Annotated in this window: 14 protein-coding genes; 7 read left to right on the top strand and 7 right to left on the bottom strand. The window is 65.7% G+C overall.

Annotation, left to right across the window (positions count from 1 at the left end):
- Positions 1–170 precede the first annotated feature (170 nt).
- Both ACT6QU_RS18480 and ACT6QU_RS18475 read right to left on the bottom strand, forming a co-directional pair.
- On the bottom strand, positions 171–956 hold the full coding sequence (locus tag ACT6QU_RS18480) for a DUF1499 domain-containing protein (RefSeq protein ID WP_444565743.1): 786 nt from the start codon (positions 954–956) through the stop codon (positions 171–173).
- A gap of 47 nt (positions 957–1,003) precedes the next feature.
- Positions 1,004–2,644: a fatty-acid--CoA ligase gene (locus tag ACT6QU_RS18475; protein WP_444565744.1), complete on the bottom strand. Its 1,641-nt coding sequence runs from the start codon at positions 2,642–2,644 to the stop codon at positions 1,004–1,006.
- 170 nt (positions 2,645–2,814) lie between these two features.
- On the opposite strand from ACT6QU_RS18475, the gene ACT6QU_RS18470 reads away from it, so the two are divergent.
- Positions 2,815–3,180: a hypothetical protein gene (locus ACT6QU_RS18470; protein ID WP_444565745.1), complete on the top strand. Its 366-nt coding sequence runs from the start codon at positions 2,815–2,817 to the stop codon at positions 3,178–3,180.
- A 97-nt stretch (positions 3,181–3,277) separates the two neighbouring features.
- The gene (locus ACT6QU_RS18465) at positions 3,278–4,675 is read left to right on the top strand and encodes an aminotransferase (RefSeq protein ID WP_444565746.1); all 1,398 of its coding nucleotides are present in this window, start codon (positions 3,278–3,280) and stop codon (positions 4,673–4,675) included.
- Between the two features lie 60 nt (positions 4,676–4,735).
- Here the strand turns inward: ACT6QU_RS18465 and ACT6QU_RS18460 are convergent, their stop codons facing one another.
- Complete coding sequence (locus tag ACT6QU_RS18460) at positions 4,736–5,689, bottom strand: LysR family transcriptional regulator (protein WP_444565747.1); 954 nt, start codon at positions 5,687–5,689, stop codon at positions 4,736–4,738.
- A 78-nt stretch (positions 5,690–5,767) separates the two neighbouring features.
- On the opposite strand from ACT6QU_RS18460, the gene ACT6QU_RS18455 reads away from it, so the two are divergent.
- From ACT6QU_RS18455 to ACT6QU_RS18445, 3 genes are all read left to right on the top strand, one after another.
- Entirely contained in the window at positions 5,768–6,490 is a 723-nt protein-coding gene (locus ACT6QU_RS18455; RefSeq protein WP_444565748.1) for an alpha/beta hydrolase, read from the top strand.
- Between the two features lie 128 nt (positions 6,491–6,618).
- The gene (locus tag ACT6QU_RS18450) at positions 6,619–6,966 is read left to right on the top strand and encodes a hypothetical protein (RefSeq protein ID WP_024589108.1); all 348 of its coding nucleotides are present in this window, start codon (positions 6,619–6,621) and stop codon (positions 6,964–6,966) included.
- A 121-nt stretch (positions 6,967–7,087) separates the two neighbouring features.
- The gene (locus tag ACT6QU_RS18445) at positions 7,088–7,462 is read left to right on the top strand and encodes a DUF427 domain-containing protein (protein ID WP_444565749.1); all 375 of its coding nucleotides are present in this window, start codon (positions 7,088–7,090) and stop codon (positions 7,460–7,462) included.
- Between the two features lie 3 nt (positions 7,463–7,465).
- On the opposite strand, the gene ACT6QU_RS18440 is transcribed toward ACT6QU_RS18445, so the two are convergent.
- On the bottom strand, positions 7,466–8,509 hold the full coding sequence (locus ACT6QU_RS18440) for a nucleotidyltransferase family protein (RefSeq protein WP_444565750.1): 1,044 nt from the start codon (positions 8,507–8,509) through the stop codon (positions 7,466–7,468).
- A 280-nt stretch (positions 8,510–8,789) separates the two neighbouring features.
- Here ACT6QU_RS18440 and ACT6QU_RS18435 point away from each other — a divergent pair, with 280 nt between their 5' ends.
- Entirely contained in the window at positions 8,790–9,158 is a 369-nt protein-coding gene (locus ACT6QU_RS18435; protein WP_444565751.1) for an SPW repeat domain-containing protein, read from the top strand.
- A gap of 48 nt (positions 9,159–9,206) precedes the next feature.
- Here ACT6QU_RS18435 and ppdK read toward each other — a convergent pair whose 3' ends face one another.
- Positions 9,207–11,870, bottom strand: coding sequence for a pyruvate, phosphate dikinase (gene ppdK / locus ACT6QU_RS18430; RefSeq protein ID WP_444565752.1), 2,664 nt, complete (start codon positions 11,868–11,870; stop codon positions 9,207–9,209).
- 183 nt (positions 11,871–12,053) lie between these two features.
- Between ppdK and ACT6QU_RS18425 the strand changes: the two genes are divergently transcribed.
- Positions 12,054–12,395 carry a VOC family protein gene (locus ACT6QU_RS18425; protein WP_444565753.1) on the top strand — a complete coding sequence of 114 codons (342 nt, stop codon included), beginning with the start codon at positions 12,054–12,056 and terminating at the stop codon, positions 12,393–12,395.
- On the opposite strand, the gene ACT6QU_RS18420 is transcribed toward ACT6QU_RS18425, so the two are convergent.
- The gene (locus ACT6QU_RS18420; protein ID WP_444565754.1) at positions 12,396–12,782 is read right to left on the bottom strand and encodes a hypothetical protein; all 387 of its coding nucleotides are present in this window, start codon (positions 12,780–12,782) and stop codon (positions 12,396–12,398) included. It abuts the gene before it with no gap.
- Entirely contained in the window at positions 12,779–16,234 is a 3,456-nt protein-coding gene (gene smc / locus ACT6QU_RS18415) for a chromosome segregation protein SMC (protein WP_444565755.1), read from the bottom strand. The genes ACT6QU_RS18420 and smc overlap by 4 nt, the downstream gene beginning before the upstream one ends.
- Positions 16,235–16,267 lie beyond the last annotated feature (33 nt).

The following is a 16,267-nucleotide window of genomic DNA, read 5'->3' as shown; positions in this document are numbered from 1 at the left end:
CCGGATATCGGTCTCAAGACCAGGGACCCAACGGTCTCCCGCCCGCAGCCACTATGACATGGACACGATACACAGGGGCCCACTCCGTGCCCTCGAACCGCACGGAATGGCTTCCGGCTCTCGCCTCGCTCCGCTCGGACTTCGGCCGGAATGACGCGCGTTGCGGCAACCTACTCCTCCTCGACGATCACCCCCGTCATCACGTCGACCTCATAGTCGAGCGCGTCGAGAAAATTGCCGATCCGCTTGGCGTTTTCACCCTGGTCGTGGCCGCCGAAACGCGAGGCGGAGCGCATGTCCACGAGGGTCGTCGCGCCCTCGGCACGCAGACGGATCGCAACGTCCGATGGGAAGCCGAGAACGTAGGAGTAGCCGATGAATTCGAGCGTCTCGCCATCTGCCGCGGATGTTCTTCCGAGCGGGACGAAGCCGCGTTCGGTCGCGACCCGTAGCACCGCCTGCGTCAAATCCGCCAGCGGCAGCGCGTAGCTGCGGGCGACGAGTTCGGGATAGGCCGCGGCCATCGCTTCGGCGTCGGCAGGCGAGATCGCCATGATCGGGTTCATCCGCCCGTCGCGCCCCTCGTTGGCGGCGGCGAAGGCGGGCGGCATGATCCGGTCGGTGGAAATGTCGGTCAGCCTTGGATTGGCGAAGAAGCCCTGCAAGCCCACCGCGAACGGCGCCAGCACGATCGATGCAAGCAGCAGCCCGACAACCGCAGCGCCCGTCCCCGCATCGTCCTCGATCCAGATGCGCCGCAGCGCGAAAATGGCGAAAACCAGCGCGATCAGCGCAAGCGCGACGACGATGCCCAGGACCCAGAGAAACTCGGGCGTCGGGACAGATCCAAACCGATGCGCCAGCGCCGCCAGCGCGAACAGCACCAGCGCGAAGAATGCAAGCCCGCGCGCCGGGCGCGCCTGCGGCGCATATTGTCGATAGTCGTCCCGCGCCATGTCGTCAGTTCTGGTTCGTCAACATCATGGCGCGGGTTCTAGCACGCTTACGCGGCGCTGGAAGCCGTCGGCAGCTCATATCCCTTGAACTGGTCGCGCAGCGTCGTCTTCTGGATCTTTCCGGTCGCCGTGTGCGGAATCTCGTCGACGAAGGCGACGTCGTCCGGCATCCACCATTTGGCGATCTTGCCTTCCATGAAGGCCAGAAGCTCCTCCTTCGAGGGGTTCTTGCCTTCCTTCCTGACGATCACCAGCAGCGGTCGCTCGTCCCATTTGGGATGCACGATGCCGATCACCGCCGCCTCGGCAACGTCCGGATGGCCGACGGCGATGTTCTCGAGGTCGATGGTCGAGATCCATTCGCCGCCCGACTTGATCACGTCCTTGGCCCGGTCAGTGATCTGCATGTAGCCGTTCTCGTTGATATGAGCGACGTCGCCTGTATCGAACCAGTTGTCGTCGTCGAACTGCTCCTTGCCCGCCCCGCCGTAATAGCCGGCCGCGACGGCCGGGCCGCGCACCTTGAGACGGCCGAACTTCTTGCCGTCCCAAGGCATCTCGTTGTTCTCGTCGTCCGTCACCTTCATCTCGACGCCGAAGGGCGCGTAGCCCTGCGTCTGCTTGATGTCGAGCAGCGCATCGCCGGTCGTCGCCGCATATTCCGGCTTGATCGTCGCCAGAGAACCGAGCGGCGACATCTCCGTCATGCCCCAGGCGTGGATCACCTCGACGTCGTAGTTCTTCTCGAACTTCTCCGTCATCGAGCGCGGGCAGGCCGAGCCGCCGATCACCACCTTTTTGAGGTGCGGCAGCTTCAGGTCGTTCTTCTCCATGTGCTGGAGAAGCAGCAGCCACACGGTCGGCACGGCTGCCGTGAACGTCACCTTCTCGGTCGTCAGCAATTCGTAGATCGCCTCGCCGTCCATGCGCCCGCCCGGCATCACCAGCTTGGCGCCGATCATCGGGCTCGACTGGGCGAGACCCCACGCATTGGCGTGGAACATCGGCACCACCGGCAAAATCGTGTCGCGCGAGGAAAGCCCCATCGCGTCGGGCATGCAGGCCAGCATCGCGTGCAGCACGTTGGAGCGGTGCGAATAGACGACGCCCTTCGGGTCGCCGGTCGTGCCCGACGTGTAGCACATGCCGGAAGCGGCCTTCTCGTCGAGCGCCTTCCAGGAATAATCGTCGTCGGTCTGGCCGATCCAGTCCTCATAGGCGACGACGTTGGGCAGCTTCGTCTCCGGCAGGTTCGCGCCGTCCGTCAGCACGATCACCTGCTTCACCGACTTCACCTCGGCCGCGATCTTCTCGACCAGCGGCAGGAAGGTCAGGTCGACGAACAGCGCCCTGTCCTCGGCGTGGTTCATGATCCAGGCGATCTGCTGCGGGAAAAGGCGCGGATTGAGTGTGTGGTAGACGCCGCCCATGCCCATGATGCCGTACCAGGCTTCAAGATGCCGCGCCGTATTCCAGGCAAGCGTCGCGATCCGGTCCCCGACCTGATAGCCCTCCTGTTCGAGGCGCTTGGCGACCTTCAGCGCGCGGCTGCGCACATCGCGATAGTTGGTGCGGACGATCGGCCCTTCGACAGAGCGCGAAACGATCTCCCGGTTTGGGTGCTGGATCGCCGCGTGATCGAGAATCTTGTGGCACAGAAGCGGCCAGTCCTGCATCAGTCCGAGCATATAATCCTCCCTGTTCGAACGGAGCGCTATTTTGTTCGGATCGTGGCCGGTGTCCAGCAAAACCAGCGCCGTTGTCAGAAAGTTCAATGGCTTGTCCGCGCCATATTCGAGCCGCGATTGAACGCGACCTTTGCCGGCGACGGGGCGGCATCGACAGACGGAAAAACGCGATGAAAAAGGCGAAAAGCGCCCGGACGAAATCCGCCCCTCTTCCCATCGAAGCCACGAACGATCTTTCCACCGCCATCCTGGACGCCGTCTGCGCCGGCGACGGTCCGAGCTTCGAGGAGCGCGTGCGTTCCGCCGTCGATGATCTGCCCGCGCATTTCCTCTTCCACATGCGCATCGACCTCGAACCCGCCCTGGACGTCGCCGCCATCGTCACGGCCGACAGCGAGACCGCCGATTTCCTCATCGTGCGCCAGAGCGAGGGCGGCGACGTCGCCATCGAACCGGCCGCCGATTCCGATTTGCCTATCGCAGCCCTCATCCCCGCCTATGCCGGCTTGGCCGCCACGCTTCCAACGGCAGCCTGACTGGACCAGTCCGACTGGACCAATCGAACCAGCATCCGAGCGGGGTTCTTCGCGGATCGATAAGCGGCTAGTCTCCGGGCAACCCCAGGAGACAGCCATGCTCGACCAGCCCCCGCTCACGAATCTGCAGACCCGCGACATCGAGGCGGTGCTGCACCCCTATACGCCGCTGCACAAGCTGAAGACCAACGGCCCGCTCGTCATTGAGCGCGGCGAAGGCGTCTTCGTCTACGACACGCAGGGCAAAGATTATATCGAGGGCATGTCGGGCCTCTGGTGCGCCGGCCTCGGCTTCGGGGATGAGGAGATGGTGGAGGCCGCGACCCAGCAGCTTCGCACCCTGCCCTACTACCACCTCTTCGGCGCCAAGGGCATGGAGCCTGCCATCGAGCTCGCCGAGAAGCTCAAGGAGATCGCGCCGGTGCCGATCTCCAAGGTGTTCTTCACCTCGTCGGGCTCGGAAGCCAACGACACCCAGGTCAAGCTCGCCTGGTACATGAACAATGCGCTCGGCCGGCCGAACAAGAAGAAGATCATCTCGCGCCAGAAGGCCTATCACGGCGTGACCATCATGGCCGCCTCGCTGACCGGCCTTCCGTATAACCACATCGGCTGGGACCTACCGGTCGACCGCGTCGTCCACACCGACTGCCCGCATTTCTACCGCTTCGGCGAAGCCGGCGAGACGGAGGAGCAGTTCGTCGCCCGTCTGGTGAAATCGCTGCGCGACCTCATCGAGCGCGAGGGCCCCGACACGATCGCCGCGATGATCGCCGAGCCGATCATGGGCGCCGGCGGCGTCATCGTCCCGCCTGCCACCTATTTCGCCGAGATCCAGAAAGTGCTCGACGAGCACGACATCATGATGATCTCCGACGAAGTCATCAACGGCTTCGGGCGCACCGGCAACTGGTGGGGCGCGCAGACGGTGGGCATGACGCCGAAGACCATCTCGGCCGCCAAGCAGCTCACCGCCGCCTACGCCCCGCTCGGCGCGGTCCTCGTCCCGCAGGACGTCTACGACGCCTATGTCAGCCATTCGGAGAAGATCGGCACGTTCGGCCACGGCTTCACCTATGGCGGCCATCCGCTCGGCTGCGCGCTCGGCGTCAAGGCGATCGAGATCTACCAGCGCCGCGACATTCTCGGCCATGTCCGCAACATAACGCCGACCTTCGAGGCCCGCCTCAAGAAGATCGCCGAGCATCCGCTCGTCGGCGAAGTGCGCTCGGCCGGCCTCGTCGGCGGCGTCGAGATGGTGGCCGACAAGGCGACCAAGCGCTCCTTCGACCCGAAGAAGGGCGTCGGCGCCCAGATCGCCAAATTCTGCGAAAACCGCCGCGTCATCCTGCGCGCCATCGGCGACACCATCGCCTTCTGCCCGCCGATGATCATCACCGAGGCGGAGATGAACGAGATGTTCGACCGCTTCGAACTCGCGCTCGCCGACGCCGAGGCCTGGGTCGACAAGGAAGGCCTGCGCAAGGCCGGCTGACGAAATGGCGACCGGCCTGCGTTCGAGGCCGGTCGCCGACCACTCTTCTATCTTCCGCTGTCATTCCGCCAGAACGGCCTGCACCTGATCGCGAAGCCACCGATGGGCACCATCGGTGTCGTATCGGCGGTGCCAGTACATGCCCATGTCCATCTCCTCGAAGCCCACCGGCAGCTCATAGATCGCCAGCCCGAGTTCGGCGGCAAAACGCTGCGCATATTGCGCCGGAAGCGAGCCGATGACGCCGCCCTGCGCGATCGCGAGCGCAACTGCGTGAAAATGCGGCATGGTCAGCACCACGCGCCGCCTGCGCCCCCTCGCGTTCAAAGCCGTGTCGACGCTCTTTGACAGCCCGCCATCGGTGGAACAGACCACCTGCGGCAGCGAACAGAAGATGTCGATAGGGATCGTGTCACCCGCCGCAATCCCGGCGGCAGACAATCCCTCCTCGTCCCGCCGGGCCGCCGCGACGAGGCGCGACCTGAACAGATATTGAAAGGCGGCCCATTCGGGTATCTCGACCGGCGGCGCCAGTGTCAGGTCGATCGTGCCGGCCGAAAGCACATGCGGCATGGCCCTTGGTCCGCCGTCGAGGAATTGCAGCAGGACACCCGGCGCGGCGCCCAGCACACGCACTGACAGTTCAGGCATCAGCATGGTCGAGAAATAGTCGGAGCCCAGCAGCCGGAATGTCCGGCGCGACGTCGCCGGATCGAACACGGCCTGTTCGGAGAAAACGCTGTCGATCCGGCTCATCGCCTCGCGCACCGCTTCGCCCAGCGAGGCGGCGCGGGGCGTCGGCACCATGACGTTGCCCTCGCGGATGAACAGCGGATCGCCCACGAGATGGCGCAGGCGATTGAGCGCCGAACTCACCGCCGGCTGGCTGAGCCCAATGCGCTCGCCCGCCCGCGTCACGGACCGCTCGCGCATCAAGGCGTCGAAGACGCGCAGCAGGTTGAGATCCAGCGAGGCGATATTCATCAGGTCGATCCGGCCGATACGATCATTCAATTACCAGCAATGGTTGCCGCAGCGTAATCTATCTCATGGCGTCCGGTCGAGGACCGGCGGGTTTGAGGAGCAGTTGAAATGGCAACCTATGTTCTGGTCCACGGAGCCTGGCATCATGGCGACCTCATGCGCGAGGTCGGCGATCAGATCGCGGCCGAGGGCCATGTCGTCCACACACCGACCGTCGCGGGAAACCGCCCCGGCGACCGTCCCGATACCTGTCTCGACGAGGCCATCGCGTCGATCGTCCGCTACCTTAACGACGAAGCGCTGAGCGACGTCATCCTCGTCGGCCACAGCTATGCCGGCATGATCATCACCGGCGTCGCGGACCGCGTGGACGCAGGCGTGATCCGGCGCCTCGTCTACTGGAACGCTTTCGTTCCCGAGGACGGCGAAGCCCTCAACGACCTGGTTCCCGACTATTTCACGGCCATGTTCGACGACATGGCGAGCTCCGACGGCACCGTAATGATGCCCTTCCCGATCTGGCGCGAAGCGCTGACGAACGACATGACCTACGAGGCCTCGCTCGACGCCTATGAAAAGCTGGTCCCCCAGCCCTACCGGACCTTCACCGACAAGATCAGCCTGACACGCCCGCCCGCCGCCTTCGACATCCCGAAATCCTACCTCAACTTCACCGATGACACCGGAATGCCGCCAAGCCATCCCTGGCATCCGCGCCTGTCGCAGAAGCTTGGCCTGTTCAGGCTCGTCCAGGGACCGGGGAGCCATGAAATCTGCTTCTCCAACCCCGGCTACGCCGCCCAGAAGATCGTTCGGGCCGGCCGCGATTGAGTTCCATCACCCCGCCAAAACGCTCGTCGCCGCCCCGAATCTGGTTTTTCTGCTCTCAGTTTGTATCCGAATGAAATCTTTCGTGCTAACTTTTGGCCGTCGATAGAAACAAAGATTCGGGGAACGACATGAACATGCCAGAATGGATCAAGCCCGCCCTTGGCGGCGCAGCAGCCGGTGCGGTCGCACTTGCGGTCGTCGGTTTCGCATGGGGCGGATGGGTCACGCAGGGCACCGCTCAGACGATGGTTTCGCAGGCCGCCGCCGAAGGCCGCGTGAGCGCGCTCGTGCCGCATTGCGTGGAGCGGGCGAGCACCGACCCCGAGGCCAGCGTGGTCCTGGCCGAACTCAAGGCGGCCAGCAATTTCAACCGCCGGGGCGTCGTCGAGAAGGCCGGATGGGCAACGCCGCTCGGCGAGGAGCGCCCGAACCGCGCCCTTGCGACCGCCTGCAGCACGGCCCTGGCCGACCTCTAGCAACCGGCCGCATTCTGCGAACGAAAACACTGGCAGGGGGTCGTCATCGGGCGGCCCCTTTCTATTTGTACCCTGACAGAGTGGAGCCCAGTCGTCCGGCTCGTCCCATAGGGAGACTGTCATGTCCAATCCCTCACCCGGCCTGAAGCGCGATCCCGGCCACGCCATCACCATCACGCCCTATCCCGGCACCGTGACCGTCAAATTCGGCGAAGTCGTCGTCGCATCGACGCGCAACGCCCTGGAACTCAAAGAGGCGACCTACCCGCCGGTCCTCTACGTCCCCTTTGCCGACATCTATTTCGAACATCTTCTTGCCTCCGACACGAAGACCCGCTGCCCCTTCAAGGGCGAGGCTTCCTACTGGAGCGTCACCGGCCAGGGCGAAGGCGAGCCCGACGTCATGTGGACCTACGCGCACCCCTATGACGAAGTCGCCCGGATCACAGACCACGGCGCATTTTATCCGCACAAGGTGACGATCGACGCGGGGTGATCGTCACGCCAAGGCGTCGGACATCGACTTGAGCCCCAATCGGTCCAAGCGGAACAGCGAGGCGTCGAGCGCCTCCCGCCAGGCTACGCCCCTTTCCCTTGCCTCCCGATACGCATCTTTCAGATCGGCCGTTCGACCCGTTGCCTGTAGCGCCGTAGCAAGTTTCGCCGCCTGCTCGAGGTCTTTCAAATCCTTGCCGGTCCCGGTCTTTCGACGTGCCGCTACGATCAGCTTGTGAACGGCATAGCGGCTGGGATCGGGCACGAGAACAGGCACGCCGCCCTTGTGCAACAGCACGGTGCGAACCGGGTCGCGAATAAGGAAATCGAGGAACCGAAGCGGCGTCGCAGTCGCGCCGCCAAGCGACGGCATCGCAGCAGGCTTGTCGGCGTAATCGTCCGAACCCCGGTTCGGCGTCAGGAACTCGACGCGAAGTCCTTGATCCGCCTGGAAGCGCGAAGGTCCCGCCTTGTCTCCCAATTGCGGTATCGGCCGAAAGCTCTCGTCCACTCCTTTCAGCACGTCCAGCACAGGCGGCATGGTGTCCTCCACAGCGACCGAAATCGACTGGAAGAGCGCCAGATCGATGTCACCGGTCTGGAGCGATGCACCCGACATGCGGTAGCCGAGGACAGTTCCGTAGGTCTGGAAGGCGATGGTCCCGACGATGCACGCGCGAAGCCGGAAGAGCCCCGCCTTCCAGACGGCCTCGACGACGTCGCCGACGCGCTGCTCCGGCGCGAACAGGCGTGCTTCACGTACCAGGGTCGACACGATCCGGCGGCGCGCCTGGAAATCGTTCTTGTAGGTCTTGAACGTCTCGACGCGTCGGTTGATCTCGGCGTCATCCGCCGGTCCGACACAGACGCGCTTGTCCGCCGCGCCGCCCCGCAACGACGGCTTGTAATACCAATAGTGCCGGTCTTTCGACTTCACCTTGATGAAGGACCCCGCCTCGTCGAAATCCGCGTCGAACTGGGCGTCGAGGCAACGGTCGAGAAGTTCGGCAACCAGGGTGGCGTAAGCGATATCAAGTCTTGAAGACATGGATATATACCCAAAATGCGATTTGGGTATAACCCTTGTGAATGTCCGGGCATTTGTCAATATACCCAATTCGCAAATTGGGTATAATGCCAGAGAGACCGGGTCTATGGCGACCTTTGCCTGCGACACCTGCCTGCGACATCTATCCCATTGAAAACAAACGCGAGATGGAAGATAATCCTATCCGTGCGTGCGAACTGACCGAATGAGGAGTTTCGTGACGCCAAAAGTCCTCCGGCAGTCCGGCTGCGCACGAACGTAGCCTGAAGGAGGATTTGTCATGGCAACGCTCAACAATATGGAACCTCTCGGGCTCTCCGAACACCGGAGCTGGGAGGACTTCGCGGCCATCGCGCTTGGCGCCCTGATCGTGGCCTCGCCCTTCATCGCCGGCTTCGAAGGCATGACGATCATGCTCGTGACGACCATCGTCGCGGGCGGGCTCGTCATGGCCGTCGGCCTGATGGAGCTTGCGGCTCACCGGTTGTGGGAAGAGGCGGTGGCTCTGATCTGCGGTGTGTGGATGATCGCGTCGCCCTATGTGTTCAACTACATGGGCGATCTGCGGGCATGGCACATCGGGCTTGGCGTGCTCGTCGCGCTGCTGGCGCTGCTCGAGCTTTGGCAGGCGCACGCCCGGAAGGCGTGACGCCGCAATCGAAGAGGCGCGCCGGCCGCAAGACCGGCGCGCCCGACCTTAGTCTTTTTTGACGGCCGCCTGCGCCGCCGCCAGGCGTGCGATCGGCACGCGGAAGGGCGAGCAGGAAACGTAGTCGAGCCCGACTTCCTCGCAGAAATGGATCGAGGACGGGTCGCCGCCATGTTCGCCGCAGATGCCCAGCTTGATGTCGGGCCGCGTCGCGCGTCCCTTGTTCGCGGCCATGCGCACCAGTTCGCCAACGCCGTCCCGGTCGAGCGAGACGAACGGGTCCTGCTCGATGATCCCCTTCTGGCGATAGGTTTCGAGGAAGGACGAGGCGTCGTCGCGCGAGATGCCGAATGTCGTCTGCGTCAGGTCGTTGGTGCCGAAGGAGAAGAACTCCGCCGCCTCCGCGATCACATGCGCGCGGATCGCCGCGCGCGGCAGTTCGATCATCGTCCCGACGAGATAGTCGATCGTCTCGCCCTTCTCTTCCATCACCGTGCGCGCCGTCTCGTCGATCCGCGCCTTGACGAAGTCGAGTTCCTTCATGATGCCGACGAGCGGGACCATGACTTCCGGCACGACCGGGCTCCCGGTCGTCTTGCCCGCCTCGATCGCCGCCTCGAAGATCGCGCGCCCCTGCATCTCGGCGATCTCCGGATAGGAGACCGCAAGCCGGCAGCCGCGATGGCCGAGCATCGGATTGAATTCGTGCAGCGCCTCGGTGCGCTCGGTCAGTTTCGCCGGGTCGACGCCCAGCACCTTCGCCACTTCGCCGATTTCCTCTTCCGTTTTCGGCAGGAACTCATGTAGCGGCGGGTCGAGCAAGCGGATCGTGACCGGCAGGCCGGCCATGATCTCGAACAGTTCGACGAAGTCGGAGCGCTGCATCGGCAAGAGCTTGGCAAGCGCCGCGCGCCGGCCGTCCTCGGTCTCGGCCAGGATCATCTCGCGCATCGAGATGATCCGGTCCTCGTCGAAGAACATGTGCTCGGTTCGGCAAAGTCCGATGCCTTCCGCGCCGAACGAGCGCGCCGTGCGCGCGTCGGCGGGCGTCTCGGCATTGGCGCGCACCTTCATGCGCCGCACGCCGTCCGCCCATTCCATGATCGCGGCGAAATCGCCCGACAGTTCGGGCTGCAGCATCGGCACCGCGCCCTTCAGGACCTGCCCGCTGGCGCCGTCGATGGTGATCACGTCGCCCTTCTTCAGCGTCACGCCCATCGCCAACAGCGTGCCGGCGCGGGTGTCGACCCGCAGCCCGCCGGCGCCCGAGACGCAAGGCTTGCCCATACCGCGCGCGACCACGGCCGCATGGCTCGTCATGCCGCCGCGCGTCGTCAGGATGCCCTCGGCCGCGTGCATGCCGTGAATGTCCTCCGGGCTCGTCTCGACGCGCACCAGGATGACCTTGCGGCCCTGGCCCTTCATCTCCTCGGCCTCGTCGGAGGTGAACACGATCTCGCCCGTCGCCGCGCCCGGCGAGGCGGGAAGCCCGGTGCCGATGATGTTGCGCTCCGCCTTCGGGTCGATAGTCGGATGCAGCAACTGCTCCAGCGAGGCCGGGTCGATCCGCGCCACTGCCTCGTCCTTGCCGATCAGCCCCTCGCCCGCCATGTCGACGGCGATCCGCAGCGCGGCCTTCGCCGTGCGCTTGCCCGACCGCGTCTGCAGCATCCACAACTTGCCGCGCTCGATGGTGAATTCGAGGTCCTGCATGTCGCGATAGTGCCGCTCCAGCCGGTTCGCGATGTCGACGAAGGTCGCGAACGCCTCGGGCAACACCTTTTCCAGCGACGGCTTGTCGGAGCCGGCGGCGATGCGCGCGGCTTCCGTCAGGTTCTGCGGCGTACGGATGCCCGCCACCACGTCCTCGCCCTGCGCGTTCACCAGAAACTCGCCGTAAAGCGCCTTCTCTCCGGTCGACGGGTTGCGCGTGAAGGCGACGCCGGTCGCCGACGTATCGCCCATATTGCCGAACACCATCGCCTGCACGTTGACGGCGGTGCCCCAGCTTTCGGGAATGTCGTGCAGGCGGCGATAGGTGATCGCGCGATGGTTCATCCAGCTCGAGAACACCGCGCCGATCGCGCCCCAGAGCTGCTCGCGCGGGTCCTGCGGAAACGGCTTCTCAAGCTCCTCGAAGACCTTCTGCTTGTAGAGATCGACGATCTGCCGCCAGTCGGCCGCCGACAGTTCCGTGTCGAGCTCGACCCCACGCTGCGCCTTCTCGTCCTCCAGGATCTCCTCGAACACCTCGTGGTCGAGCCCCAGGACGACGTCGCAATACATGGTGATGAAGCGGCGATAGCTGTCGAAGGCGAAGCGTTCGTCGCCAGCCTCGCGCGCCAGCGCCTCCACCGTCTCGTCATTCAGCCCGAGGTTCAAGACCGTGTCCATCATGCCCGGCATCGATGCGCGGGCGCCCGATCGCACCGAGACTAGAAGCAGGCTCGCCGGATCGCCGAACCTCTTGCCGGTGATGCGACCGACCTCGTCGAGCGCAGCGTCGACCTCGCGCTCCAGTTCGCCCGGATAGGCGCGGCCATTGCCGTAATAATGGACGCAGGCCGCGGTGGTGATGGTGAAGCCGGGCGGCACCGGCAAGCCCAGATTGCACATTTCGGCAAGGTTTGCGCCCTTGCCGCCAAGCAGGTTCTTGTCGCCGGCGCGCCCCTCCGCCTTGCCGTCGCCGAATGCGTAGACCCACTTCGTCATGCCGTCCTCCATGCTCGCGGGTTTCGAGCGATAGAGTGCAGCGCAGCAAAAGGCAAGGCGTCCCTCCCCTGCTCGGCTCCCTCAATCGATTGAGTGCCGGACACGCTTCATGTCCGCTTCTTTCGCTTGCCTTCCTTCCTCAGCCGAACTAGAACATAACATGAACATACACGGAGATGACGAATGCGCAAGGATGGAAAACTCGATTATCTCGAAATGCAGGCCGGCGACGGCACGATCGACGGCGTAAAGTCGTTCTACAGCGCCGCCTTCGGCTGGAGCTTTACCGATTACGGCCCCCGCTATTCGGCCTTTTCGGAGGGAATCGACGGCGGCTTCGACGCCTCCGCCGCGCCGGACGCGAAGCCGCTGCCAGTATTGTTCTCGACTGATCTGGAAAGGACCCTGCGCCTGGTCGAAGACGCGGGCGCGAAGATCACCCGGCCGATCTTCGAGTTTCCCGGTGGCCGTCGCTTTCATTTTGCCGATCCGGCCGGAAATGAGCTCGCCGTCTGGGCAGAATGACTAGGTGAGTCGCACCAGCGTTGCGCGCAATTTGCCCGTCGCGATCGCGACGTCCGGCGCGTTCTGCACTGCCATCAGGTGGCGCAGTCGAAATTGCGTGTCGTGGTCCTCGCCTTCGCCGATCAGCCGCCCGGCGCTGCGCGCGGCATCGGCGAGGATTTCGGCTGAGAATTTCTCCTTGTCGGCCCGCGCCTCGTCGAGCACCACGATGAGCTGCGACAGGCCTTCGAGCCAGGCAAAGCGCGGGTTGCCGATCACGTCGAAGAGCAGCGTATAGGGGTTGGCATAGGCCGGATCGTCGCCGGCCTCGGCATGGATCAGCGCCTTGTGCAGGTCGCGGAGTGCCGTCGACAGCTCCGCTGCCCTCTTCGCCAAGTCGTCGCTCATACCGCCTCGCGCATCTGTTCGGCCGTCTGCAGGTCCACCGAGACGAGCTGGCTGACGCCCTGCTCGGCCATCGTCACGCCGAACAGCCTGTTCATGCGCGCCATGGTGATCGGATTGTGGGTGATGATGACGAAGCGCGTCTCGGTCGTCGCCGCCATCTCGTCCATCAGATTGCAGAAGCGCTCCACATTGTGGTCGTCGAGCGGCGCGTCGACCTCGTCGAGCACGCAGATCGGCGCCGGGTTGGTCAGGAACACCGCGAAGATCAGCGCCATCGCGGTCAGCGCCTGCTCGCCGCCCGAGAGCAGCGTCATCGTCTGCGGCCGCTTGCCCGGCGGACGCGCCAGGATCTCGAGCCCCGCCTCAAGCGGATCGTCGGATTCGATCAGTTGCAGTTCGGCCGTGCCGCCGCCGAACAGGTGGGTAAACAGCCGGCGGAACTCGGTGTCGACCCGGCCGAACGCCGCCAGAAGCCGCTCGCGCCCCTCACGGTTCAGGCTCTGGATCGCCTCGCGCAGCCGCGCGATCGCGTCCACCACGTCGACGCGCTCCCTGGTGATCAAGTCGTAGCGATCGGACAGTTCCCGCGCCTCCTCCTCGGCGCGCAGATTGACTGCGCCCAGCCGCTCGCGCTCGCCCTTCAGCCGGTCGAGCCGGCGCTCGACATCGGCGATCTCAGGCTCCGCCTGGTCGGCCAGAAGCTCGGCCTGCCGCGCGACGAGATGCGGCTCGACGCCGACCACCTCGCGCATGCGCACTTCCACTTCCTTGCGCCGCTCCTCGGCGGCCGAAAGCCGCTCCTCGGCCCGCCCGCGCTCCTCGCGCGCACGGCTCAGTCCCTCGATCGCGTCGGTCGCGGCGCGGTCGAGCACGACCTGCCCCGTCTCGGCGGTGGCCAGCGCATCGGCGGCCAGCTTGCGCGCGGCCTCCGCCTTGTCGATCTCGCCGGCAAGCGCGCGGCGCTTCACCTCCAGTTCGTCCGGCGCATCGGCCAGCAGCGCCGCCTCCGCGGCAGCCTCGTCGCGCCGAACGGTGAGCGCGCTCACCTGGTCGCCGGCATTTTGCGCCCGCGCCATCCAGCCCTGCCGCTCGCTGCCGATCACGGCCAGCCTGCGCGCACGCTGCTCGGCCTCGCGCACCAGCCCGTCACGCGCCGCGCGCGCCTCGGCCTCGGCCTGCCGCTCGGCCGAAACCATCGCGGACAGGTCGGAAAACTCAGCGTCGAGCGCGGTCAGATCCGGCGCCTCGGCCAGCGCCGCCTCGGCCTCCGCCCTGACGCGTGCAATCTCCGCCAGCGTCTCGGCCAGCCGTGTCGCCGTCTCGCCCAGCGCGCCGCGCCGATTGTCCATCTCGCCGCGCGCGCGTTCGGCTTGCGCCAGCGCCTCGCGCCTTTCGCCGACGGCTTTCTGGGCCAGTCGAAGCCGCTCGCGCGCGGCCCGCTCTGCATCGGCCGCGTGGCGCGCAGCTTCTTCCGCCTGCTTCAGCGCGGCCTCGCTGCTCGTCACGGCCTCGCGCGCCGCGTCCTGCTCGCGTTCGAGCTCGGCAAGACGGTTGCGCTGCGCCAGCCTTTGCGCGGCGGCCGTCGGCGCGTCGGCGCCGGCCACGACCCCGTCCCAGCGCCAGACATCTCCGTCGCGCGAAACCAGCATCTGGCCCACTGCCAGCGCCCCATGCAGCCGCGCGCCATCTTCCCTCGAAACCACGCCGATCTGCCGCAATCGGCGGCCAAGCTCCGCCGGAGCAGTCACATGCCCCACCAGTGCTTCGACGCCGGCCGGCAATTCAGGGTCGCCATCACCCGCAACAACGGCCCAGTGCGCCGGCGCGCCGGCATCGAGCGGCAGGTCGAGATCGTCGCCGAGCGCCGCGCCGAGCGCCGTCTCGTAGCCGCGCGCAACCGAAATCCTGTCGAGCACCGGCGGAAATTTCGCATCGCCTCCTGCAGACAGGATTTTCGCCAGCGTCCGCGCTTCCGTTTCCACCCGCGCCAGCGCGTTCTTCGCCTCCTGCACCGGCGCACGCGCAACAGCTTCCGCCGCGCGGGCCGGCGCGACCGCCGCCTCGGCCACAGTCGCCGCGTCTTCCGCCTCCGCGCGCTCTGCCTCTGCGCGCTCGAACTCGGCGCGCCGTTGCGCCGGATCGGGCAGGTTCGCGGCCTTCGCGTCGAGCGCAGCCAGTTCCGCCGCATTCGCCTCGCTCTGGCGCTCGGTTCGCATCTGGCTCTCGCCCAGATCGCGCAAGGTCTTTTGCACCTGCGCGCGAATGGCCGCGCTTTCGGCCCGCTTTGCCGTCACCGACGACAATTCGCGTTCGAATCCTTCCAGCCGGTCGGAGATTTCGGCGAGCCGCGCGCTTGCGTCGGCTTCGCGATCACCCTGCCCTTCGCCGGCAGATTTCAGCTCGGCCTCTTCCGCCGCCAACCGTTCGAGAATGCCCGTATTCTCGCTCATCAACTGCCGCTCGCGCGCGATGTCGGCATCGGCCTGAGCGAGGCGCTTTGCGAGTTCGTCGCGTCGGGCGGCGATGCGCTTCGTCTCTTCCTCGAGTTGCGTTCGGGCAATCGTCAGCCGTTGCAACACGGCCGCGGCCGCCGCCTCCGCCTCGCGCAGGCTGGGCAGCTTGTGTGCGCCGACCGCCTGCCCTTTCGCCGCCTCGATCTGCGCCTGCGCGCGCTCGGCCACCAGCGACGTCGCGCGCGCCAGTGTCGATTTCGCCTCGCCCTCCTGCGCCTTGGCGTGGACCCAACGCAGATGAAGCAGCGTCGCCTCCGCCTTGCGGATGTCGGCCGACAGTGTCTTGAAGCGCTGCGCCTGCCGCGCCTGCCGCTTCAGACTGTCGATCTGCGTCGTCAGTTCGCCGGTCACGTCGTCGAGCCGTTCGAGGTTCTGTTCGGCCGCGCGCAGGCGCAGTTCCGCCTCGTGGCGGCGCGAGTGCAGGCCCGAAATGCCCGCCGCCTCTTCCAGAAGCGCCCGCCGGGCCTGTGGCTTGGCCTGGATCAGTTCGCCGATCCGCCCCTGCCCCACCATCGAGGGTGAGCGCGCGCCGGTCGACTGGTCGGCAAAGAGAAGCTGCACGTCCTTGGCGCGCGCCTCCTTGCCGTTGATCCGGTAGACCGAGCCCGAGGCGCGCTCGATCCGGCGCGAGACCTGCAATTCGTCGGCCGTGTTGAATGCTGCGGGGGCTGTGCGGTCGGAATTGTCGAGGAAGAGCGTGACTTCGGCGGTGTTGCGCGCTGGCCGCGTGCCCGAGCCGGAGAAGATCACGTCGTCCATGCCGGACGCGCGCATGTTCTTGTAGGAGCTTTCGCCCATCACCCAGCGCAGCGCTTCGACGAGGTTCGACTTGCCGCAACCATTCGGCCCGACCACGCCCGTCAGGCCGCGTTCGATGACGAATTCACCGGGATCGACGAAGGATTTGAAGCCGAGGAGGCGGAGCCGGTTGAAGCGCATCAGCGCTTAGCCGGAAATCCGGGCGCGGCTTTG

It is taken from the genome of Aliihoeflea sp. (assembly GCF_052435475.1).
GTDB lineage: Bacteria > Pseudomonadota > Alphaproteobacteria > Rhizobiales > Rhizobiaceae > Aliihoeflea.
The sequence above is the reverse complement of the archived record's forward strand: the minus strand, read 5'-3'. Positions and strand labels throughout refer to the sequence as shown.